The organism is Fulverythrobacter fulvus, assembly GCF_037154085.1.
Classification (GTDB): domain Bacteria; phylum Pseudomonadota; class Alphaproteobacteria; order Sphingomonadales; family Sphingomonadaceae; genus Andeanibacterium; species Andeanibacterium fulvum.
In genome coordinates, this window is sequence record NZ_JBANRM010000001.1 from 352063 (window position 1) to 368477 (window position 16415).

At 63.7% G+C, this 16415-nt stretch carries 17 protein-coding genes; 12 read left to right on the forward strand and 5 right to left on the reverse strand.

What is annotated here, in order from left to right; genetic code table 11:
- Window positions 1–3: 3 nt before the first annotated feature.
- Both glyS and WFP36_RS01680 read right to left on the reverse strand, forming a co-directional pair.
- The gene (gene glyS, locus WFP36_RS01675; RefSeq protein WP_336978683.1) at window positions 4–2193 is read right to left on the reverse strand and encodes a glycine--tRNA ligase subunit beta; all 2190 of its coding nucleotides are present in this window, start codon (window positions 2191–2193) and stop codon (window positions 4–6) included.
- Window positions 2190–3101 carry a glycine--tRNA ligase subunit alpha gene (locus WFP36_RS01680; RefSeq protein WP_336977315.1) on the reverse strand — a complete coding sequence of 304 codons (912 nt, stop codon included), beginning with the start codon at window positions 3099–3101 and terminating at the stop codon, window positions 2190–2192. Before WFP36_RS01680 ends, glyS begins: the two co-directional genes overlap by 4 nt.
- A gap of 222 nt (window positions 3102–3323) precedes the next feature.
- Between WFP36_RS01680 and WFP36_RS01685 the strand changes: the two genes are divergently transcribed.
- From WFP36_RS01685 to WFP36_RS01715, 7 genes are all read left to right on the forward strand, one after another.
- Complete coding sequence (locus WFP36_RS01685; RefSeq protein ID WP_336977317.1) at window positions 3324–4235, forward strand: TraB/GumN family protein; 912 nt, start codon at window positions 3324–3326, stop codon at window positions 4233–4235.
- Complete coding sequence (locus tag WFP36_RS01690) at window positions 4232–5122, forward strand: TraB/GumN family protein (protein ID WP_336977318.1); 891 nt, start codon at window positions 4232–4234, stop codon at window positions 5120–5122. Before WFP36_RS01685 ends, WFP36_RS01690 begins: the two co-directional genes overlap by 4 nt.
- A gap of 139 nt (window positions 5123–5261) precedes the next feature.
- Window positions 5262–5873 carry a 50S ribosomal protein L25/general stress protein Ctc gene (locus WFP36_RS01695; protein WP_054529939.1) on the forward strand — a complete coding sequence of 204 codons (612 nt, stop codon included), beginning with the start codon at window positions 5262–5264 and terminating at the stop codon, window positions 5871–5873.
- 106 nt (window positions 5874–5979) lie between these two features.
- Window positions 5980–6549, forward strand: coding sequence for an aminoacyl-tRNA hydrolase (gene pth, locus WFP36_RS01700; RefSeq protein ID WP_336977320.1), 570 nt, complete (start codon window positions 5980–5982; stop codon window positions 6547–6549).
- Between the two features lie 143 nt (window positions 6550–6692).
- Window positions 6693–6953, forward strand: a complete 261-nt coding sequence (locus tag WFP36_RS01705) for a PEP-CTERM sorting domain-containing protein (protein ID WP_336977321.1) — start codon at window positions 6693–6695, stop codon at window positions 6951–6953.
- 155 nt (window positions 6954–7108) lie between these two features.
- The gene (gene ychF / locus WFP36_RS01710; protein ID WP_336977323.1) at window positions 7109–8209 is read left to right on the forward strand and encodes a redox-regulated ATPase YchF; all 1101 of its coding nucleotides are present in this window, start codon (window positions 7109–7111) and stop codon (window positions 8207–8209) included.
- A gap of 111 nt (window positions 8210–8320) precedes the next feature.
- Window positions 8321–9580 carry an alkaline phosphatase family protein gene (locus WFP36_RS01715; protein ID WP_336977324.1) on the forward strand — a complete coding sequence of 420 codons (1260 nt, stop codon included), beginning with the start codon at window positions 8321–8323 and terminating at the stop codon, window positions 9578–9580.
- Between the two features lie 6 nt (window positions 9581–9586).
- Here the strand turns inward: WFP36_RS01715 and WFP36_RS01720 are convergent, their stop codons facing one another.
- Complete coding sequence (locus WFP36_RS01720; RefSeq protein WP_336977326.1) at window positions 9587–9982, reverse strand: MerR family transcriptional regulator; 396 nt, start codon at window positions 9980–9982, stop codon at window positions 9587–9589.
- Window positions 9983–10027: 45 nt separating this feature from the next.
- On the opposite strand from WFP36_RS01720, the gene WFP36_RS01725 reads away from it, so the two are divergent.
- A complete protein-coding gene (locus tag WFP36_RS01725) occupies window positions 10028–10780 on the forward strand; it encodes a glutaredoxin (protein WP_336977327.1) in 753 nt (250 codons plus the stop codon).
- 72 nt (window positions 10781–10852) lie between these two features.
- Window positions 10853–11302, forward strand: a complete 450-nt coding sequence (locus WFP36_RS01730) for a MaoC family dehydratase (RefSeq protein WP_336978685.1) — start codon at window positions 10853–10855, stop codon at window positions 11300–11302.
- Here the strand turns inward: WFP36_RS01730 and WFP36_RS01735 are convergent.
- Both WFP36_RS01735 and mutL read right to left on the reverse strand, forming a co-directional pair.
- Entirely contained in the window at window positions 11299–11805 is a 507-nt protein-coding gene (locus tag WFP36_RS01735) for a hypothetical protein (RefSeq protein WP_336977329.1), read from the reverse strand. The genes WFP36_RS01730 and WFP36_RS01735 overlap by 4 nt on opposite strands.
- Window positions 11805–13658, reverse strand: a complete 1854-nt coding sequence (gene mutL / locus WFP36_RS01740) for a DNA mismatch repair endonuclease MutL (RefSeq protein ID WP_336977330.1) — start codon at window positions 13656–13658, stop codon at window positions 11805–11807. Before mutL ends, WFP36_RS01735 begins: the two co-directional genes overlap by 1 nt.
- Window positions 13659–13845: 187 nt before the next feature.
- Here mutL and WFP36_RS01745 point away from each other — a divergent pair, with 187 nt between their 5' ends.
- The 3 genes from WFP36_RS01745 to WFP36_RS01755 all read left to right on the forward strand — a co-directional run bounded on the left by WFP36_RS01745 (window position 13846) and on the right by WFP36_RS01755 (window position 16414).
- Window positions 13846–14892: a rod shape-determining protein gene (locus WFP36_RS01745; RefSeq protein ID WP_336977331.1), complete on the forward strand. Its 1047-nt coding sequence runs from the start codon at window positions 13846–13848 to the stop codon at window positions 14890–14892.
- A gap of 65 nt (window positions 14893–14957) precedes the next feature.
- Window positions 14958–15845 (forward strand): rod shape-determining protein MreC, encoded by an 888-nt coding sequence (locus tag WFP36_RS01750; RefSeq protein ID WP_336977332.1) that lies wholly within the window; start codon window positions 14958–14960, stop codon window positions 15843–15845.
- A complete protein-coding gene (locus WFP36_RS01755; RefSeq protein WP_336977333.1) occupies window positions 15842–16414 on the forward strand; it encodes a rod shape-determining protein MreD in 573 nt (190 codons plus the stop codon). Before WFP36_RS01750 ends, WFP36_RS01755 begins: the two co-directional genes overlap by 4 nt.
- The last annotated feature ends 1 nt before the right edge of the window (window position 16415 follow it).

Sequence of the window (16415 nt, forward strand, 5' to 3'; positions counted from 1 at the left end):
TCCCTACCCTTCGATCTTCGAGAAATCCGCGACTTTTTGCACCGCAGCGCGGAAACGGGCAAGCAGGTCCAACCTGCTGCTGCGCTTTTCGGGCTGCTCGTCATTCACCGTCACCTCGTCAAAGAAAGTGTCGATCGGTGCACGCAGGGTCGCAAGGGCCGCCATGGCGCCTTCGAAGTCTTCCGCTTCGATGGCCGCAGCAGCACGCGGCCCTGCTTCATCCAACGCCTCGATCAGTGCCTTTTCGGCAGTTTCGGGCGTGTAGGAAAGTGTTTTCGCGTGGCGCAGTTCCATCTTCGCCGCGACGACGTCCTTCAGATCGGGATCGTCAACTTCGGCCAGTGGATCTTCCTCGCCGGTCCGGGCGATTTCACCCTCGACGCCCTGCCAATCCTCTTTCTTGAGGATATTGGCCGCGCGCTTGTACCCCGCGAGCAGATTGGCGCCGTCTTCCGTGCCGATGAAGGACTGAAGCGCGTGGACGCGGGCGAGCAGGCGAACGAGATCGTCCTCGCCGCCCAGAGCGAATATTGCGTCGATCAGATCGTGACGGACGCCTGCCTCGCGCTGCTGGACCTTGAGGCGGTCGGCGAAGAAGTCGAGCAGATCGTCCTCGCCAATGCTCATGCGCAGGGCATTCGCCTGGATCAGGCGGATGATGCCGAGCGCGGCGCGGCGCAGCGCGAACGGGTCCTTCGATCCGGTCGGCTTCTCGTCAATGGAGAAGAAGCTGCGAAGCGTATCCAGCTTGTCCGCCAGGCTGACCGCCACCGTCACCGGAGCGGTCGGAACTTCGTCGCCCTGCCCGACTGGCTTGTAATGGTCGCGGATCGCGTCAGCCACGGCGTCGGGCAGACCTTCCTCACGAGCGTAATAACCGCCCATAAGTCCTTGCAATTCAGGGAATTCGCCCACCATTTCGGTGACGAGGTCCGCCTTGCACAGGCGTGCGGCCTGTTCGGCGAGATTGGCCAGTTCCTCTTTCGTCGTCCCGGACTTGATCCGGGACCGCTGGCCATCAGGTTCCACTTTATCGCCAGCGGTCCCGGCGTTCGCCGGGACGACGATGTCCGCTTCAACCAGCCACCGCGCCAGCTTGGCCACCCGCTCCACCTTGTCGGCAAGAGTGCCGAGCTGTTCGTGGAAAGTGATGCGGGCCAGCTTCTCGGCCTGCTTTGCCAGCGGAACCTTCTTGTCCTGCTGCCAGAAGAAGCGCGCATCGGAAAGGCGGGCGGCCAGCACCTTGCGGTTGCCGTCCACGATGGCCAATCCGCCATCGGCGGGCACCACATTTGCGGTGCAGATGAAGGCATTGGCCAGCTTGCCGTCATGCGTGCGGCAGATGAAATATTTCTGGTTGGTGCGCGCGGTGAGCTGGATCACTTCGGGCGGCACTTCGAGGAATGCCTCGTCGAAGCGGCCGAGCAGCGGCACGGGCCATTCGGTCAGGCCAGCATTCTCGATGACCAGACCTTCGTCTTCCACCAGCACAAGGCCAGCTTCATGCGCCACATGCTTCGCGCCCTTGCGGACGATATCCTCGCGCTCGCTCTGATCGACGATCACGTGATTGACGCGCAGGTGCTGGGCATAATCGTCCGCCCCGGCGATTTCGATCTCGCCATGGGAGTGGAAGCGGTGGCCCTTGGTCTTGCGTCCCGAAACCACGCCACCAACTTCGCAATCCACCACTTCGCCATCGAACAGAGCGACGATGCCCGAAAGCGGGCGCACCCAACGCAGGCTTTCGGTCGAGAGCGAGGCAGCGCCCCAGCGCATGGACTTGGGCCATGGGAACGCACGGATGATCGCCGGGATCGCATCGGCCAGCACATCCTTCACGGCGCGGCCGGGGATATTGCGGACAGCGAAATAGGTCTGGCGCCCCTTCACATCGCGCAGCTCAAGCTGGTCGCGCGTGACGCCGTTCTTGCGGCAGAAGCCTTCGATCGCCTGATCGGGCGCGCCTTCGGGCGGGCCCTTTTCCTCTTCGCTGACGGCCTCGGTCGCCTGCGGCAGGCCCCGCGCGATCAGCGCAAGGCGGCGCGGCGTGGACCATACGGTGACTTCGCCAAGCCCGACGCCCGCCGCCGACATTTCGGCGCGGAACAGCTTTTCGAGATCGGCGCGGGCGCCGGCCTGCATGCGCGCCGGAATTTCCTCGCAGCGCAGTTCGAGCAGGAAATCGCTCATGCCGACCACCCCGGGAACTTGGCTTCCCACCGCTCGGTTTCCTTGGCCATGTAGGCTTCGCAGCTCCCGCGGGCGAGGTCGCGGACCTGGCCCATATAGCTTGCCCGTTCCTGCACGCTGATCACGCCGCGCGCCTGGAGGAGATTGAAGATGTGGCTCGCCTCGATCGCCTGCTCGTAAGCGGCGATGGGCACGTCGTTGGCGAGGCAGTTCTTGCACTCGGCCACGGCCTTGCGGAACAGGTCGAACAGCGCCTCGGTATCGGCGACTTCGAAGTTCCACTTGGACATCTGCTTCTCATTTTCGAGAAACACGTCGCCATAGGTCACGCCCCGGCCGTTAAAGGCCAGATCGTAAACATTGTCCACGCCCTGAATATACATGGCGAGGCGTTCCAGCCCGTAGGTCAGCTCGCCGGCCACCGGCTTGCAGTCGAACCCGCCCATCTGCTGGAAATAGGTGAACTGGGTGACTTCCATCCCGTCGCACCACACTTCCCAGCCAAGGCCCCAGGCGCCCAGCGTGGGGCTTTCCCAGTCATCCTCCACGAAGCGGATATCGTGCTTCAGCGGATCGATGCCGATCACTTCAAGGCTCTTGAGATAGAGCTCCTGCAGGTCCGGCGGGCTGGGCTTCAGGATCACCTGATACTGGTAATAGTGCTGCAGCCGGTTCGGGTTTTCGCCATAGCGGCCATCGGTTGGGCGGCGGGACGGCTGCACGAAGGCTGCATTCCACGGCTCGGGCCCCAAAGCCCGCAGAGTGGTTGCCGGGTGGAACGTACCCGCGCCCATGCGCATGTCGTAAGGCTGGAGAATAAGGCAGCCTTGCGCGCTCCAGTAATTATGGAGGGCAAGGATCATGTCCTGGAAGCTCAGAACTTCCCCGGGAGAAGTGGTGCTGCTCATGCGGCGGCCCATGGCGGATGGCTCAAGTGCGGTCAATGGTGCGCGGCACCTAACCACTATTGGCGCGCTGCATCTGGAGGATCGACGAAACCAATCCTGCCGCCTGCACAGGTCGCGCTCTCCCAAGGCAACCGCGCTGCACCTATGCAACATTCGTGCGACAATCCGCAGCTTGGCCGCAGGGTAACTTGTCCTTCACACGGGTTACCGCAACAAGGCGGCATGACTACGGGAATACGGCGAATCATCGCTTTTGCGGCCGCGCTGCTCGCATTGCAGTTCTCCGCCGCTTCTGCGGCCGAGGACGCGCGCCCGGCTGCCCCCGCTCAAGCCGCGTCGTCCGGCCCCGCCATGTGGAAAGTCGCTGACCGGGACACCACGATCTATCTGTTCGGCACGATCCACTTCCTGCCGGAAGGCGTGGACTGGTTTTCCGGCCCGATCGAAAAGGCGCTTCAGTCCTCCAGCGAGGTCGTGACCGAGCTTGATCCGCAGGATGCGGAGCGGCTGCCCGTGCTGATGCAGCAGACAGCCTTCCTGCCTGAAGGACAGACCCTGCGCGATATGCTCTCGCCGGATGACCGCAAGGCATTCGAGGAACTGCTCATCACTCTGGGCATCCCGGTCGCCCAGTTCGATCGCTACAAGCCTTGGTCGGCGGGCCTGACGCTGTCCGTGCTGATGACCAAGCGCGCCGGTTTCGATCCCGAAAAGGGCGCGGAAGAAGTGATCGAGGAACACCGCACCAAGAATGCCAGGCGCAATGCGCTGGAAACCGTGGACTTTCAGGTCGATCTCTTCGCCGGCCTGCCGGAAGCGCAGCAGATCGCCTATCTCAACCAGGTGGTGGAAACCGCACCGACCTTGAAGGAAGACCTGACAGCCATGCTGAACGACTGGCTGGAAGGCGATGCGGATTCGCTGGCTGACCTGATCAATTCCTCCGAAGGCGATCCCGCGCTCTATCGGCGCATGCTCACCGATCGCAACGTGGTCTGGGCAGGCTGGGTGAAGGAACGTCTGCGCAAGCCCGGCACTGTTTTCATCGCGGTTGGTGCAGGCCACCTTGCAGGCAAGGGCAGCGTGCAGGACCAGTTGAAGAAGCGCGGCGTCCGCAGCAAGCGCGTCCATTGATCGCCCCATTCGCTCCCCTCGCCCGCCGTCTGGCCGGGTTCGCATTGCCGTTGCTGCTGCTTGCCGCCTGCAACACGGCTCCGGAGCAGCCCGAGCCGTCCCCCGCCTTGTGGGAAATTACCGGACCGGATGGCCAGCACGGCTTCCTGTTCGGCACGGTTCATTCGCTTCCCGAAGGCTATCGCTGGCGCACCGATGCGCTGGACAAGGCCTTTGCCGCCTCCGACAGGCTGGTGGTGGAAGTGGACCTTGCCCGCGATGGCAAGGCGATTGCGGGCATCTATGCCAGCCTCGCCCGCACGCCCGGCCTGCCGCCGCTCAGCAGCCGCCTGTCAGGCGCGCAGCAGGCGGAACTGAAGCAGGCGATGAAGGCCAAGGGGCTGAGCGACCGGGATTTCGCCGGGCTGGAAAGCTGGGCCGCCGCCCTCGCCCTCGCCCAGGCCTATGACGATGGTAGCGATGGCGAAGGCGCCGATCTTGCGCTGATCAAGGCCGCAGGCAAGCGCCCGGTAATCGAGTTGGAAGGCGCCGAACCGCAATTACGCCTGTTCGATGCCCTGGCCGAGCAGGACCAGCGCGATCTCCTCGCAGGTGTCGCGCAGGAAGCGCTGGAGGGCGAGAAGGCAAGCGACGAACGGCTGAAGCACTGGCTCACCGGCAATGCCGAAGCGCTGGAGAAAGAAACGCATGAGGGCATGCTGGCCGATCCCGGCCTGCGCGAAGCCCTGCTCCTGTCCCGCAACCGCGCCTGGGCGGAAAAGGTCGCGGCGGATCTTGCCAGAGGTGGCACGCCTTTCGTGGCGACCGGCGCGGCCCATATGGTCGGGCGTGAAGGCCTTGCGGCCCTGCTTGCGGAGCGCGGATATACAGTGAAGCGCATCCAGTAAGGCAGTTCGGCGGCAATGGGCCACGCAATGCTTGCAAATACGCGGCTTTTGCCATAGGGGCCCGCGCTTCTCCGCCATGGTCATCCCTGGAGGCGTGGCGGGAGAAGCGAACCAACCAGTAATTCGAAAGGCACGTACCATGAGCGACGCTCTGACCCTGCCGGCCGAAGCACGCGAACGGGCTGGCAAGGGAGCCTCCCGAGTACTGCGTCGCGAAGGCCGTGTTCCCGCCGTTATCTATGGCGGCAAGGAAGAACCCCTGTCGATCCACGTCGAGGAGAAGGAACTGCGCCGCCAGCTCGGCACCGGTCACTTCATGAACTCGATCGTCACTGTCGAGATCGGCGGCCAGTCGCTGCGCACTCTGCCCAAGGACGTTGCCTTCCACCCGGTCTCCGACCGTCCGCTGCACGTGGACTTCCTGCGCCTTGGCAAGGATGCCAAGGTCGAAGTGCTCGTCCCGGTGGTGTTCACCAACGAAGAAGCCTCGCCGGGCCTCAAGCGCGGCGGCGTGCTCAACATCGTCCGCCACGAGCTGGACCTGATCTGCGATCCGGAACTGATTCCCTCGGAAATCGAGATTGACGTGACCGGCCGTGAAGTTGGCGAATCGATCCACATCAGCAGCGTGAAGCTGCCGAAGGGTTCGGCCAGCGCGATCACTGATCGTGACTACACCATTGCCACCATCGTCGCTCCCTCGGCCCTGAAGTCGAGCGAAGGCGAAGCGGAAGCGGCCGAAGGCGAATAATCGCCCGGCATTGCTGCCAAGCAGGCGCCGGCTGTGCACAGGCACCGCCGGCGCTTTGCATTTCTGCCTCTTGGAAATCTGCCCCCTGAAAGTCTAGGAAACCGCGATGCAACTCTGGGTCGGCCTTGGAAATCCCGGACCGCAATACGCGATGAACCGGCACAATGTCGGCTTCATGGCGCTGGACGTGATTGCCGACATGCACCGCTTCGGCGCCGTGCAGAAGAAGTTCCAGGGCTGGGTTCAGGAAGGGCGGCTGGGCACGGAAAAGATCGTGTTGCTCAAGCCCGCAACCTTCATGAACGAGAGCGGCCGCTCGGTGGGCGAGGCCATGCGCTTCTACAAGCTGGACCTAACCGCCCTCACCGTATTCCACGACGAGCTGGACCTTGCTCCATTCAAGGTGAAAGTGAAGATCGGCGGCGGCACTGCCGGCCACAATGGCCTGCGCTCCATCGACCAGCATCTGGGTGCCGATTTCCGCCGGGTTCGTCTGGGCATTGGCCATCCCGGCCACAAGGACCGAGTGACCGGCTATGTGCTGGGCAATTTCGCCAAATCGGAAGAAGACGATCTGGCCGGAATGCTTGGCGCCATTGGCGCGGAGGCGGACTGGCTGGCCAAGGGCGACGATGTCCGCTTCATGAGCGACGTGGCCTTGCGCCAGCAGGACTGACACCTACAAATTAATGTCGGTAAAGTTTACAAATCACACCAGTCCGAGAGGCTGTTAACTTCCGTTATCCGCAGATATCACCGATTGGCACGCGCCTTGCGTCTGTTGCCGGTAACCATTCCGGTAGCAAAAGGGGGACAATCATGCTCCGCAAGGCCATTATCTCGACCATCGTTCTCGGCGCACTCGCCGCGTCCGCGCCTGCCATGGCAGGTGGCTGGGGCGGCTCCACTTCGGGCGGCTGGGGCAAGCCGAAGCCGCCATCAGGTTCCACCTCCGGCGGATCGACCAGCAGCGGCGGCGGCACGCAGGTGCCTGAGCCCGGCATGCTGGGCATGGCCGGTGCAGGCCTGATCGGCCTCGCCCTCATCCGTCAGCGCCGCCGCAAGCAGGTCCGCAAGTAAACGCAGCCCCGTTCAAGGCCCCGCTTCAGTCTTCGCGGGGCCTGTTTCGGATCAGGCAATCTAACGCCCCTCCCCCCACAGGAGGGGCGTTTCGTTTGCGCAAAACCCGTGCCCCCGCTAATGGCGCCCCAACTTCCAGATTGAGGTAACATCAAATGGGTTTCCGTTGCGGGATCGTCGGCCTGCCCAACGTCGGCAAGTCGACTCTCTTCAATGCTCTCACCGAAACGCAGGCCGCGCAGGCCGCGAACTATCCGTTCTGCACGATCGAGCCGAATGTCGGCCAGGTCGCAGTGCCCGATGCGCGCCTCTACGAGCTGGCCAGGATCGCCGGTTCGCAGAAGATCATCGAAACCCAGCTGGCCTTCGTGGACATTGCCGGGCTCGTGAAGGGCGCCAGCAAGGGCGAAGGTCTGGGCAACCAGTTCCTGGGCAACATCCGCGAAGTGGATGCCGTGGTCCACGTGCTGCGCTGCTTCGAGAATGACGACATCCAGCATGTCGCCAACAAGGTCGATCCCATTGCCGATGCGGAAGTGGTGGAAACCGAGCTGCTGCTGTCGGACCTCGAAAGCCTGGAAAAGCGCGTGCCCGCAGCTGCCAAGCGCGCCACGACCGGCGACAAGGAATCCAAGCTGATCGCCAGCGTTCTGGGCCAGGCCCTCGAACTGCTGCGCGAAGGCAAGCCCGCCCGTCTGACCGAGCCCAAGGATGAAGAGGAAGCCCGCGTGTTCGCCCAGGCGCAGCTGCTCACGGCCAAGCCGGTGCTTTATGTCTGCAACGTCTCGGAAGACGATGCGGCTACCGGCAATGCGCTGACCGAAAAGGTCTTCGCCAAGGCCAAGGCCGAAGGCGCACAGGCCGTGATCGTCTCTGCCGCGATCGAGGCCGAACTGGTCGGCATGGCGCAGGAAGACCGCGGTGAGTTCCTTGAATCGCTCGGCCTTTCGGAAACCGGCCTCGCCCGCGTGATCCGCGCCGGTTACGAACTGCTCGGCCTGCAGACATTCTTCACGGTCGGCCCCAAGGAAGCCCGCGCGTGGACCGTCCACAAGGGCGCCAAAGCGCCGCAGGCTGCCGGTGAAATCCACACCGATTTCGAAAAGGGCTTCATTCGCGCCGAAACCATCGCCTTTGACGATTACATCACGCTGGGCGGGGAAGCAGGCGCGCGCGAGCACGGCAAACTGCGCCAGGAAGGCAAGGAATATGTCGTCCAGGATGGCGACGTGATGCTCTTCAAGTTCAACGTCTGAACGACGGGGCGCTCGCCGCGCCTTTGCGGCGAGCGCCCTATCTCGTTACCCTCGGCGCATGGGGTGCCGAGGGGTCTTCAAATCCACGCATCGCCCGGCAAGACTGCCGCTATGCGTTGGCCCAAACCCCTGATCGCCGCGGCATTTGCCGCCACCACCCTTTCCATAGCGGTAGCCCTTCCCTCTGCGCTTCATGCCTCGTCTGACGGTTCGGCCGTAAGTGCGCAGGTCGAAGAACGGGCACCGATCACGATCCTCATTTCGCTCGACGGGTTCCGGAAGGACTATCTCGACCGGGGGCTGACCCCCAACATCGCGGAACTCGCGGCGGGCGGCGTGCTGGCGGGAATGTATCCGTCCTTCCCCAGCCTTACCTTTCCCAATCATCATGCCATCGCGACCGGATTGCGGCCGGACCGCAACGGCATCATCGGCAACACGATGACCGATCCCGCCCACTCGCCCGATTTCTGGGTTGGCGGCACCGATGCATGGTGGTGGAACGAGTCAGTTCCGATCTGGGTAGCAGCGGAAAAGGCCGGCATTCCCACCGCGACCGAGATATGGCCCGGCACTACCGTTGCCACCAACGGTATCTTCCCCACCGACTGGCATCAGTTCGGCTTCACCATCGGCATGCGCCACCGGACGGATTCGATCATCGATTGGGCGCGGCGCCCGGCTGAGAACCGCCCTCGCTTCATGATGCTCTATATCGAGGAACTCGACCACGCCGGGCATGAGTTCGGCCCGGATTCCCCTGAAGTGAACGAAACCCTGGCCGCGCTCGATGTCCAGATCGGCCGCATGCGCGATACGCTGGCCGAAATGGGCCAGCCCGCCAATCTCGTGATCGTTTCCGACCACGGCATGGCGGAGCGCAGCGAGAACCGCGTGGTTCCCCTCCATGCGGAGATCGACGGGCTGGGCCTAGCGGTCGAGCAGGGTGCCTATTCCTCAATCAACCCCTTGCCCGGGAAGGATGCCGCGCTGGCCGCAGTGCTGCTGAAGCCGCACAAGCATATGCAATGCTGGCGCAAGGGCGAGCTTCCCGCCCGCTTCGAATATGGCAAGAACCCGCGCGTGCCCGAATTCTTCTGCCTTGGCGAAACCGGCTGGGCCGTGCGCGGCAAGCCGCCCAAGCCCGGCGACAGGCCCTGGAACGGCGGCACCCATGGCTGGGATAATCAGGACCCGCTGATGCGCGCGATCTTCATCGCCAATGGCCCTGCCTTCAAGCCGGGCGCTACCCTGCCCGATTTCGACAATGTCGATGTGGAACCGTTGCTGCGCGAGCTGATCGGCCTGCCCGCGCACGATGCGGAGATCGACGGATCGGCGGACGTGTTCAGGGACGTGCTCGTCCGCTAGGGCGCGTCACTCGAACGCGGCAATGATCGGGCACGGTCCGGTGCTCGATCCCGCGCATTCCTTTGCCAGCTTGCGCAGCCGGTCGCGCGCTAGCGTCATGCTTTCGATCTTCGCATCGAGATCCGCGAGCCGCTCCGCCGCCATTTCGCGCGCGCGGGGCCGGTCATTGGTGCGGTCCAGTTCGATCAGTTCCGCGATCTCGCCCAGCGTAAAGCCGGCCTCCTGCGCCGAGCGGATGAAGCGCATCCGGCGCGCCTCTTCCGCGCCGTAATGCTTGCGCCCCTTAGCCCCGTCCAAGGCGGCAGGCCGGGGGTCGTAGAGCAGCCCCTTGCGTTGATAGAAGCGGACGGTCTCCACACCCACGCCAGTGCTGCGGGCCAGTTCCGAGATTGTCATCGCCATCGCTTGACTCCGTACCATGGTACGGAAGTTATAGGCTGATTCGTCATGAAACAGCAAACACCCAAACCCGTCGCCCAACTCCACCGCATGGAGATGGAAAAACATGTCTGCCCCTGGGGCCTGCGCGCGAAGTATCTGCTCGAACGGCAGGGCTACCGCGTGGAGGACCACCACCTCACCACGCGGGAGGAGACCGAGGCGTTCAAGGCAAAATACGGTGTGAAGACCACGCCGCAGATATTCATCGACGGTGAGCGTATTGGTGGCCACGACGATCTGCGCCGCTATTTGGGGCTCCCGCTGCGGGATCCGAACGCCAAAACCTATCGGCCGGTGCTGGCTGTCTTCATCATTGCCGCCGCGCTGGCGCTGGTCCTGAGCCAGTCGCTCTTCGGCGATCCTCTTACCTTGCGGGCGCTGGAATGGTTCATCGCCTTTTCCATGGCGATCCTGGCCATGCTGAAACTGCAGGACGTGGACAAATTCGCGACCATGTTCCTGGGCTACGATCTGTTGGCCCGCCGCTGGGTGCCTTACGCCTTCCTCTATCCCTTTGCCGAGGCACTGGCCGGTATCCTGATGGCCGGGCGAGTTCTGCCCTGGCTGTCCATCCCGATCTCGCTGGTCATTGGCACCATCGGCGGAATTTCGGTGTTTTACGCAGTCTTCATTCAAAAGCGGGAGCTGGAATGCGCCTGCGTGGGTGGATCGGGCAAAGTGCCGCTGGGCACGGTTTCGCTGCTCGAAAACGTGATGATGGTCGTCATGGCGATCTGGATGATGTTCTCAATGCATTAAGGCGGATTGCGCCCAATCCCGATCATTGCGAATGCTGCGTTTCCACACTCTCTTGCCGGGACATCAATGACGATGCTGTTTTACGAGGATCTGGAAGTGGGCTCGAGCATCCGGTTCGGTCGCTATGAGGTAACCCGCGAGGAAGTGCTAGAATTCGCGGGCAAATACGATCCCCAGCCCTTTCACCTGTCCGACGAGGCGGCCGCCCTTACCCATTTCGGCAAGGTCGCCGCCAGCGGATGGCATACCTGCTCGATGACCATGGCGATGATGGTGGAACACCACGCCGTAATGCCTCGCGCCGCCCTGGGCGCCATGGGGGTGGACGAATTGCGCTGGCTGCGCCCGGTCTATCCCGGCGATGTGCTGAGCTGCGAGATGGAACTGCTCGACAAGCGCCTCAGCCGCTCGAAGCCGGGGATCGGCATACTCAACGTGAAGATGACGACCTTCAACCAGGAAGGACAGCCGGTCCTCTCGATGCGGCCGATCACGCTGATCCGCGTGCGCGGCGAGGGCTAACTTCTATTGCACTGGATTTCCCCCCGGCGATCGTAAACCACCCGCTCGCGATCGTCTCGCACGGTCAGCCGGCCCGGGAAGGTCACACTCCCGCCGCTGGGCTGGGGCGGCGTGCCTGAGGCAGCTTCCAGTTCGAAGCTTTGGGCCAGTCCGTCATATTCGCTGCGCGTCCCGAACGGCATTTCGGCGCTGCCCTTGTCGGCGGCGAAGCGCAGCACTTCCTTGCCGATCTTGAGATAGCCGACCTCTTCCATCGCCATGGCAACGGCGCCCAGCCCGCCGCCTTCGGCGGCAAAGGCGCAGCTTGTGCCGTAGAGCTGGTGCTTCTCGATATCGGGCAGCCGGAATGGAACAAGTTCAACCGGAAGGGGCTTTCCGGCCAGCGCCTTGTCGACCGTTTCGCTATCGACGGTTTCGCTATCGACCGTTTCACGCTCGTCTTTCGGTTGCTCGCCACAGGATGCCAGCAGCATGGCCGCCAGAACGATCGGCAATCCGCGCATCAATGCCTCCCGAACAGTTTCTCGACCTCGGCCATGGAGAGCTTCACCCAGGTCGGACGGCCGTGATTGCACTGGCCCGAGCGGGGCGTGCGCTCCATTTCGCGCAGCAGCGCATTCATTTCCGCGACCGACAATACCCGCCCTGCCCGCACCGATCCGTGACAGGCCATGGTGGCCAGCACATGCTCGATCTTCTCGTCGAGCAGCAAGGCATCGCCGTTAAGCGCGAGATCGTCCGCCAGATCCTGCAGCAAGGCATGCGGATCCGCTTTCCCCAGCACGCCAGGCATGGCACGCACCAGCATCGCGTTAGGGCCAAAACGCTCGATCAACAGGCCGAGCGCCGCAAATTTATCGACATTGTCCTCAAGGCGGTCGCAGGCCGGTTCTTCCATCTCGACCACTTCGGGGATCAACAGGGCCTGGCTTGCGGAAACCTTTTCGCCCGCCCCGGCTGCGCGCAGCCTTTCGAGCACCAGGCGTTCATGCGCGGCGTGCTGGTCCACCAGCACCAGACCGTCCGCTGCTTCGGCGACAATATAGGTGTTGGCCACCTGCCCGCGCGCAATGCCGAGTGGATAGTCAGCCGCTTCTTCCGGCAGGTCCTCCGCTGCTTCGGCACGGCCCATCGGCGCCGCATCAGGCGTAGACATCACCTCCGCTTCGAAGGCACGCCAGGCCTGTCCGGCCTCGCTGACCCGTGGCGTGGCGGGGCGCTGCGAAGGTGCGGACCAGTCACGCCCGGCGAAAATGGACCGTAACGCCGGCGCTGGTTCCTCCCGCGCGGGGGCGGTCAGGGGTTCCTGCTGCCACTTGGCCATGGCTGAGGCATCCGGCGCCTGCGCGCTGCGCCGGTCACCCGTGGCCAGCGCCTGCCGGAGACCGGACACGACGAAGCCGCGCACCCCGGCGGAATCGCGAAAACGAACCTCGGTCTTGGCCGGGTGAACGTTCACGTCGACATCCTCGGGCGGCAGGTCGAGGAACAGGGCCAGCACCGCGTGGCGATCACGCGCCAGCATATCGGCATAGGCCCCTCGCACCGCGCCCACCAGCAGCCGGTCTTTCACGGGGCGGCCATTGACGAACAGGTACTGGTGATCGGCCACGCCGCGATTGAATGTCGGCAAGCCGGCAACGCCCGACAGACGCATCGTGCCGCTCTGCACCGGGCGTTCCATGTCGAGCAAAACGGCATTGCCTGCGAGTTCGCGCGCGACCAGCTGGGCAACACGCTCCTCCGCTGTCTCTCCGCCCTGCACTGCGAATGCCCGGCGTCCATTATGCTCCAGGCTAAAGGCGATATCCGGCCGCGCCATGGCAAGGCGGCGGACGACATCCAGGCAGGCGGCATATTCGCTACGCTCGCTGCGCAGGAATTTCCGCCGCGCCGGAATCTTGGCGAAGAGCTGCTCAACCCGCACCCGCGTGCCCGGCGGCAGGGCCGCAGGCCCTTCTTCTGCCAAAACGCCGTGATCGACCACCCGCTTCCAGCCCTGTTCTTCTCCCCGCACACGGGATTCGAGCGTGAGGCGGGCAACGCTGGCAATGGACGGCAAGGCCTCCCCCCGGAAGCCCAGGGTCGAAACCAGTTCGATTGCTTCATCCGGCAGCTTGGACGTTGCGTGCCGCTCCAGCGCCAGTTCCATTTCCTCCGGGCTCATGCCGCAGCCATCGTCGGTAACTTCGATGCGCGATAGGCCGCCTTCGGCGATGCTGACCGCAATCCGGGTGGCGCCGGAATCGATGGCATTTTCCACCAGTTCCTTGAGCGCAGCCGCAGGCCGCTCCACCACTTCGCCAGCAGCAATGCGGTTGATCAGTGTCTCGGGAAGGCGGCGAATATGGGGCATCGAACGAGCCTAACGGCGAACAGTCCCGATTTCGAGCCGAGCCGCCCAAAAATGCATCGCTTTCCTCACAAAATTTTGGCCTTTACCGGGCGCTTGCGTTAAGCAGCCGCGTCCCATCGCTGCACTGCGACAGCGAACCTCATAACAGCACCCGTCAAAGGGTTGGAAAACAATACGGATTTCCTTGATGAGTTCCTTCTTTTCGAAATTCTTCAAGCTCGGCTCCCAGAACATGGCGATCGACCTCGGCACCGCCAACACGCTGGTCTACGTGCAGGATCGCGGGATCGTGCTTAACGAACCGTCGGTGGTCGCCATCGAGACGATCAACGGCGTGAAGCGCGTCAAGGCGGTGGGTGACGATGCGAAGATGATGATGGGCAAGACGCCCGACAACATCGACGCGATCCGCCCGATGCGGGACGGGGTCATCGCGGACATCGAAATCGCGGAAGAAATGATCAAGCACTTCATCCGCAAGGTGCACGGCAAGAAGAGCCTGCTGCGCTATCCGGAAATCGTGGTCTGCGTGCCCTCGGGCTCCACTTCGGTGGAACGCCGCGCCATTCGTGACGCCGCTTCGAATGCAGGCGCTTCGGAAGTGTTCCTCATTCTGGAACCGATGGCTGCCGCAATCGGCGCTGACATGCCGGTTACCGAACCGGTGGGCTCCATGGTGGTGGATATCGGCGGCGGCACCACCGAAGTTGCCGTGCTTTCGCTGCGCGGCCTCGCCTACACCACTTCGGTCCGCACTGGCGGCGACAAGATGGACGAAGCAATCGTCTCCTATGTCCGCCGACACCACAATCTGCTGATCGGCGATGCGACGGCTGAGCGGATCAAGAAGGATTACGGCATTGCCGTGGTTCCGGAAGACGGGGTGGGAGAGATCATCACGCTCAAGGGCCGCGATCTCGTGAACGGCGTGCCCAAGGAAATCACGATCAACCAGGCGAATATCGCCGAAGCGCTGTCCGAACCCATCGGGGCGATCGTGGAAGGCGTCCGGATCGCGCTTGAGAACACGGCGCCTGAACTGGCAGCCGATATCGTCGATCAGGGCATCGTGCTCACCGGCGGCGGCGCGCTGATCCGCCGTCTGGACGAGCATCTGCGCGAAGAAACCGGCCTGCCGGTGAGCGTGGCGGAAGATCCGCTGTCCTGCGTTGCCCTCGGCACTGGCCGGGCAATGGAAGATCCGGTCTATCGCGGCGTATTGATGTCCGCCTGAGACAGTCAAACCGCCGGGGGGCAGCTCATAACGGCCGTCCGTCGGCCCAATAAGGAAATGGGCGCATGGCGCCGCCGACAAAACGCCGCACGGGCCATTCGAAGAAGGCGCAATTCAGCGCCTTTACCGGATATCTCGTGGCCGGTATCGGCGTCCTCGTCGGCGCCGGACTGCTGCTGCTTTCCACTTGGAAGCAGGAAGCAATGTCTTCCCTGCGTGCCGAAGCGACCGACGTGGTTCAGCCCGCCGGCCGCGCCGGTGCGGAAGTGCGTAGCGACAGCCAGAGCCTGATCCAGGCGATCGCCGGCTATTTCGACGCTGGCAACAAGAACGCACGGCTCCAGCGCGAAATGGCCGAAGCCCGCGTACGCCTGGCCGAAGCCAAGGCAATCGAGGCCGAGAACCAGCGCCTCAAGGCCCTGCTCGGCCTGCGCGAGGAAGAAGTGAAGCCGGTCGCCTATGCGCGCCTGATCGGCTCCAGCTCCGCGAGTACGCGCCGGTTCGCCTATCTCTCGGCCGGACGCGATTCCGGCGTAAGGCCCGGCATGCCGGTGCGCTCCCCCATGGGGCTCGTCGGGCGAGTGCTCGAAGCGGGAGATGGCAGCGCCCGAGTGATGCTGCTGACCGATACGGCCAGCATGGTGCCGGTGCGCCGCAATACGGACAATATCGTCGCCTTCGCGGAAGGCCGCGCGGACGGCTCGCTACGGCTGCGCCTGATTAATCTCGGCATCAATCCGCTCAAGAAGGGCGACGTCTTCGTCACATCCGGCGCAGGCGGCATCTTCCGGCCGGGTATCGCGGTGGCAGTGGTGGAGAAAGTCACCAATGACGGCGCTGTCGGCCTGCCGCTGGCCAATCCCGCGGCGACGATTCACGTCGCGGTCGATCCGGTGTGGGAACCGAAGTCTGCCGCTGTAATTGCCCAACCCGCCCCCGGTGGCCCGCAATGAGCCCGGAGCGCCGGATGGACGCGCGCATGACCGCGACCCATCGCGACCGTTTCGGGAAGACCATCAACCGCGACCATTCCGTGATCCTGGCCCACGGCGTGCCGCTGCTCACCATCGTCTTGGGATCGCTCGCGCCTCTGCTGCCTGTGATCGCTGCCGGGCCGGTCATGCCGCCATTCGGCTTCATGATCCTGCTTGCTTGGCGGATCGTGCGGCCGGGCCTGCTTCCACCCTGGATCGGCCTGCCACTGGGCGCATTCGACGATCTGTTCAGCGGCCAGCCCTTCGGCAATGCGATCCTGCTCTGGTCCGCCGCGATCCTCGCCCTGGATGCAATCGAAGCGCGCTTTCCCTGGCGCGGCTTCTGGCAGGACTGGGGAACCGCTTCCGGACTGATTGCGGCCTATCTGGTGTTGAGCGCCCTTTTCGCAGGCGGTAATTTCGAAGCTGGCCGGCTCGCCCTGATCATTCCCCAGATCGTGCTCAGCGTGCTCTTGTTCCCCATCGTCGCCCGGATGGTTTCCTTCTTCGACCGGGTCAGGCTGTTCCGCATCAAGGTGGTCCGCTGAC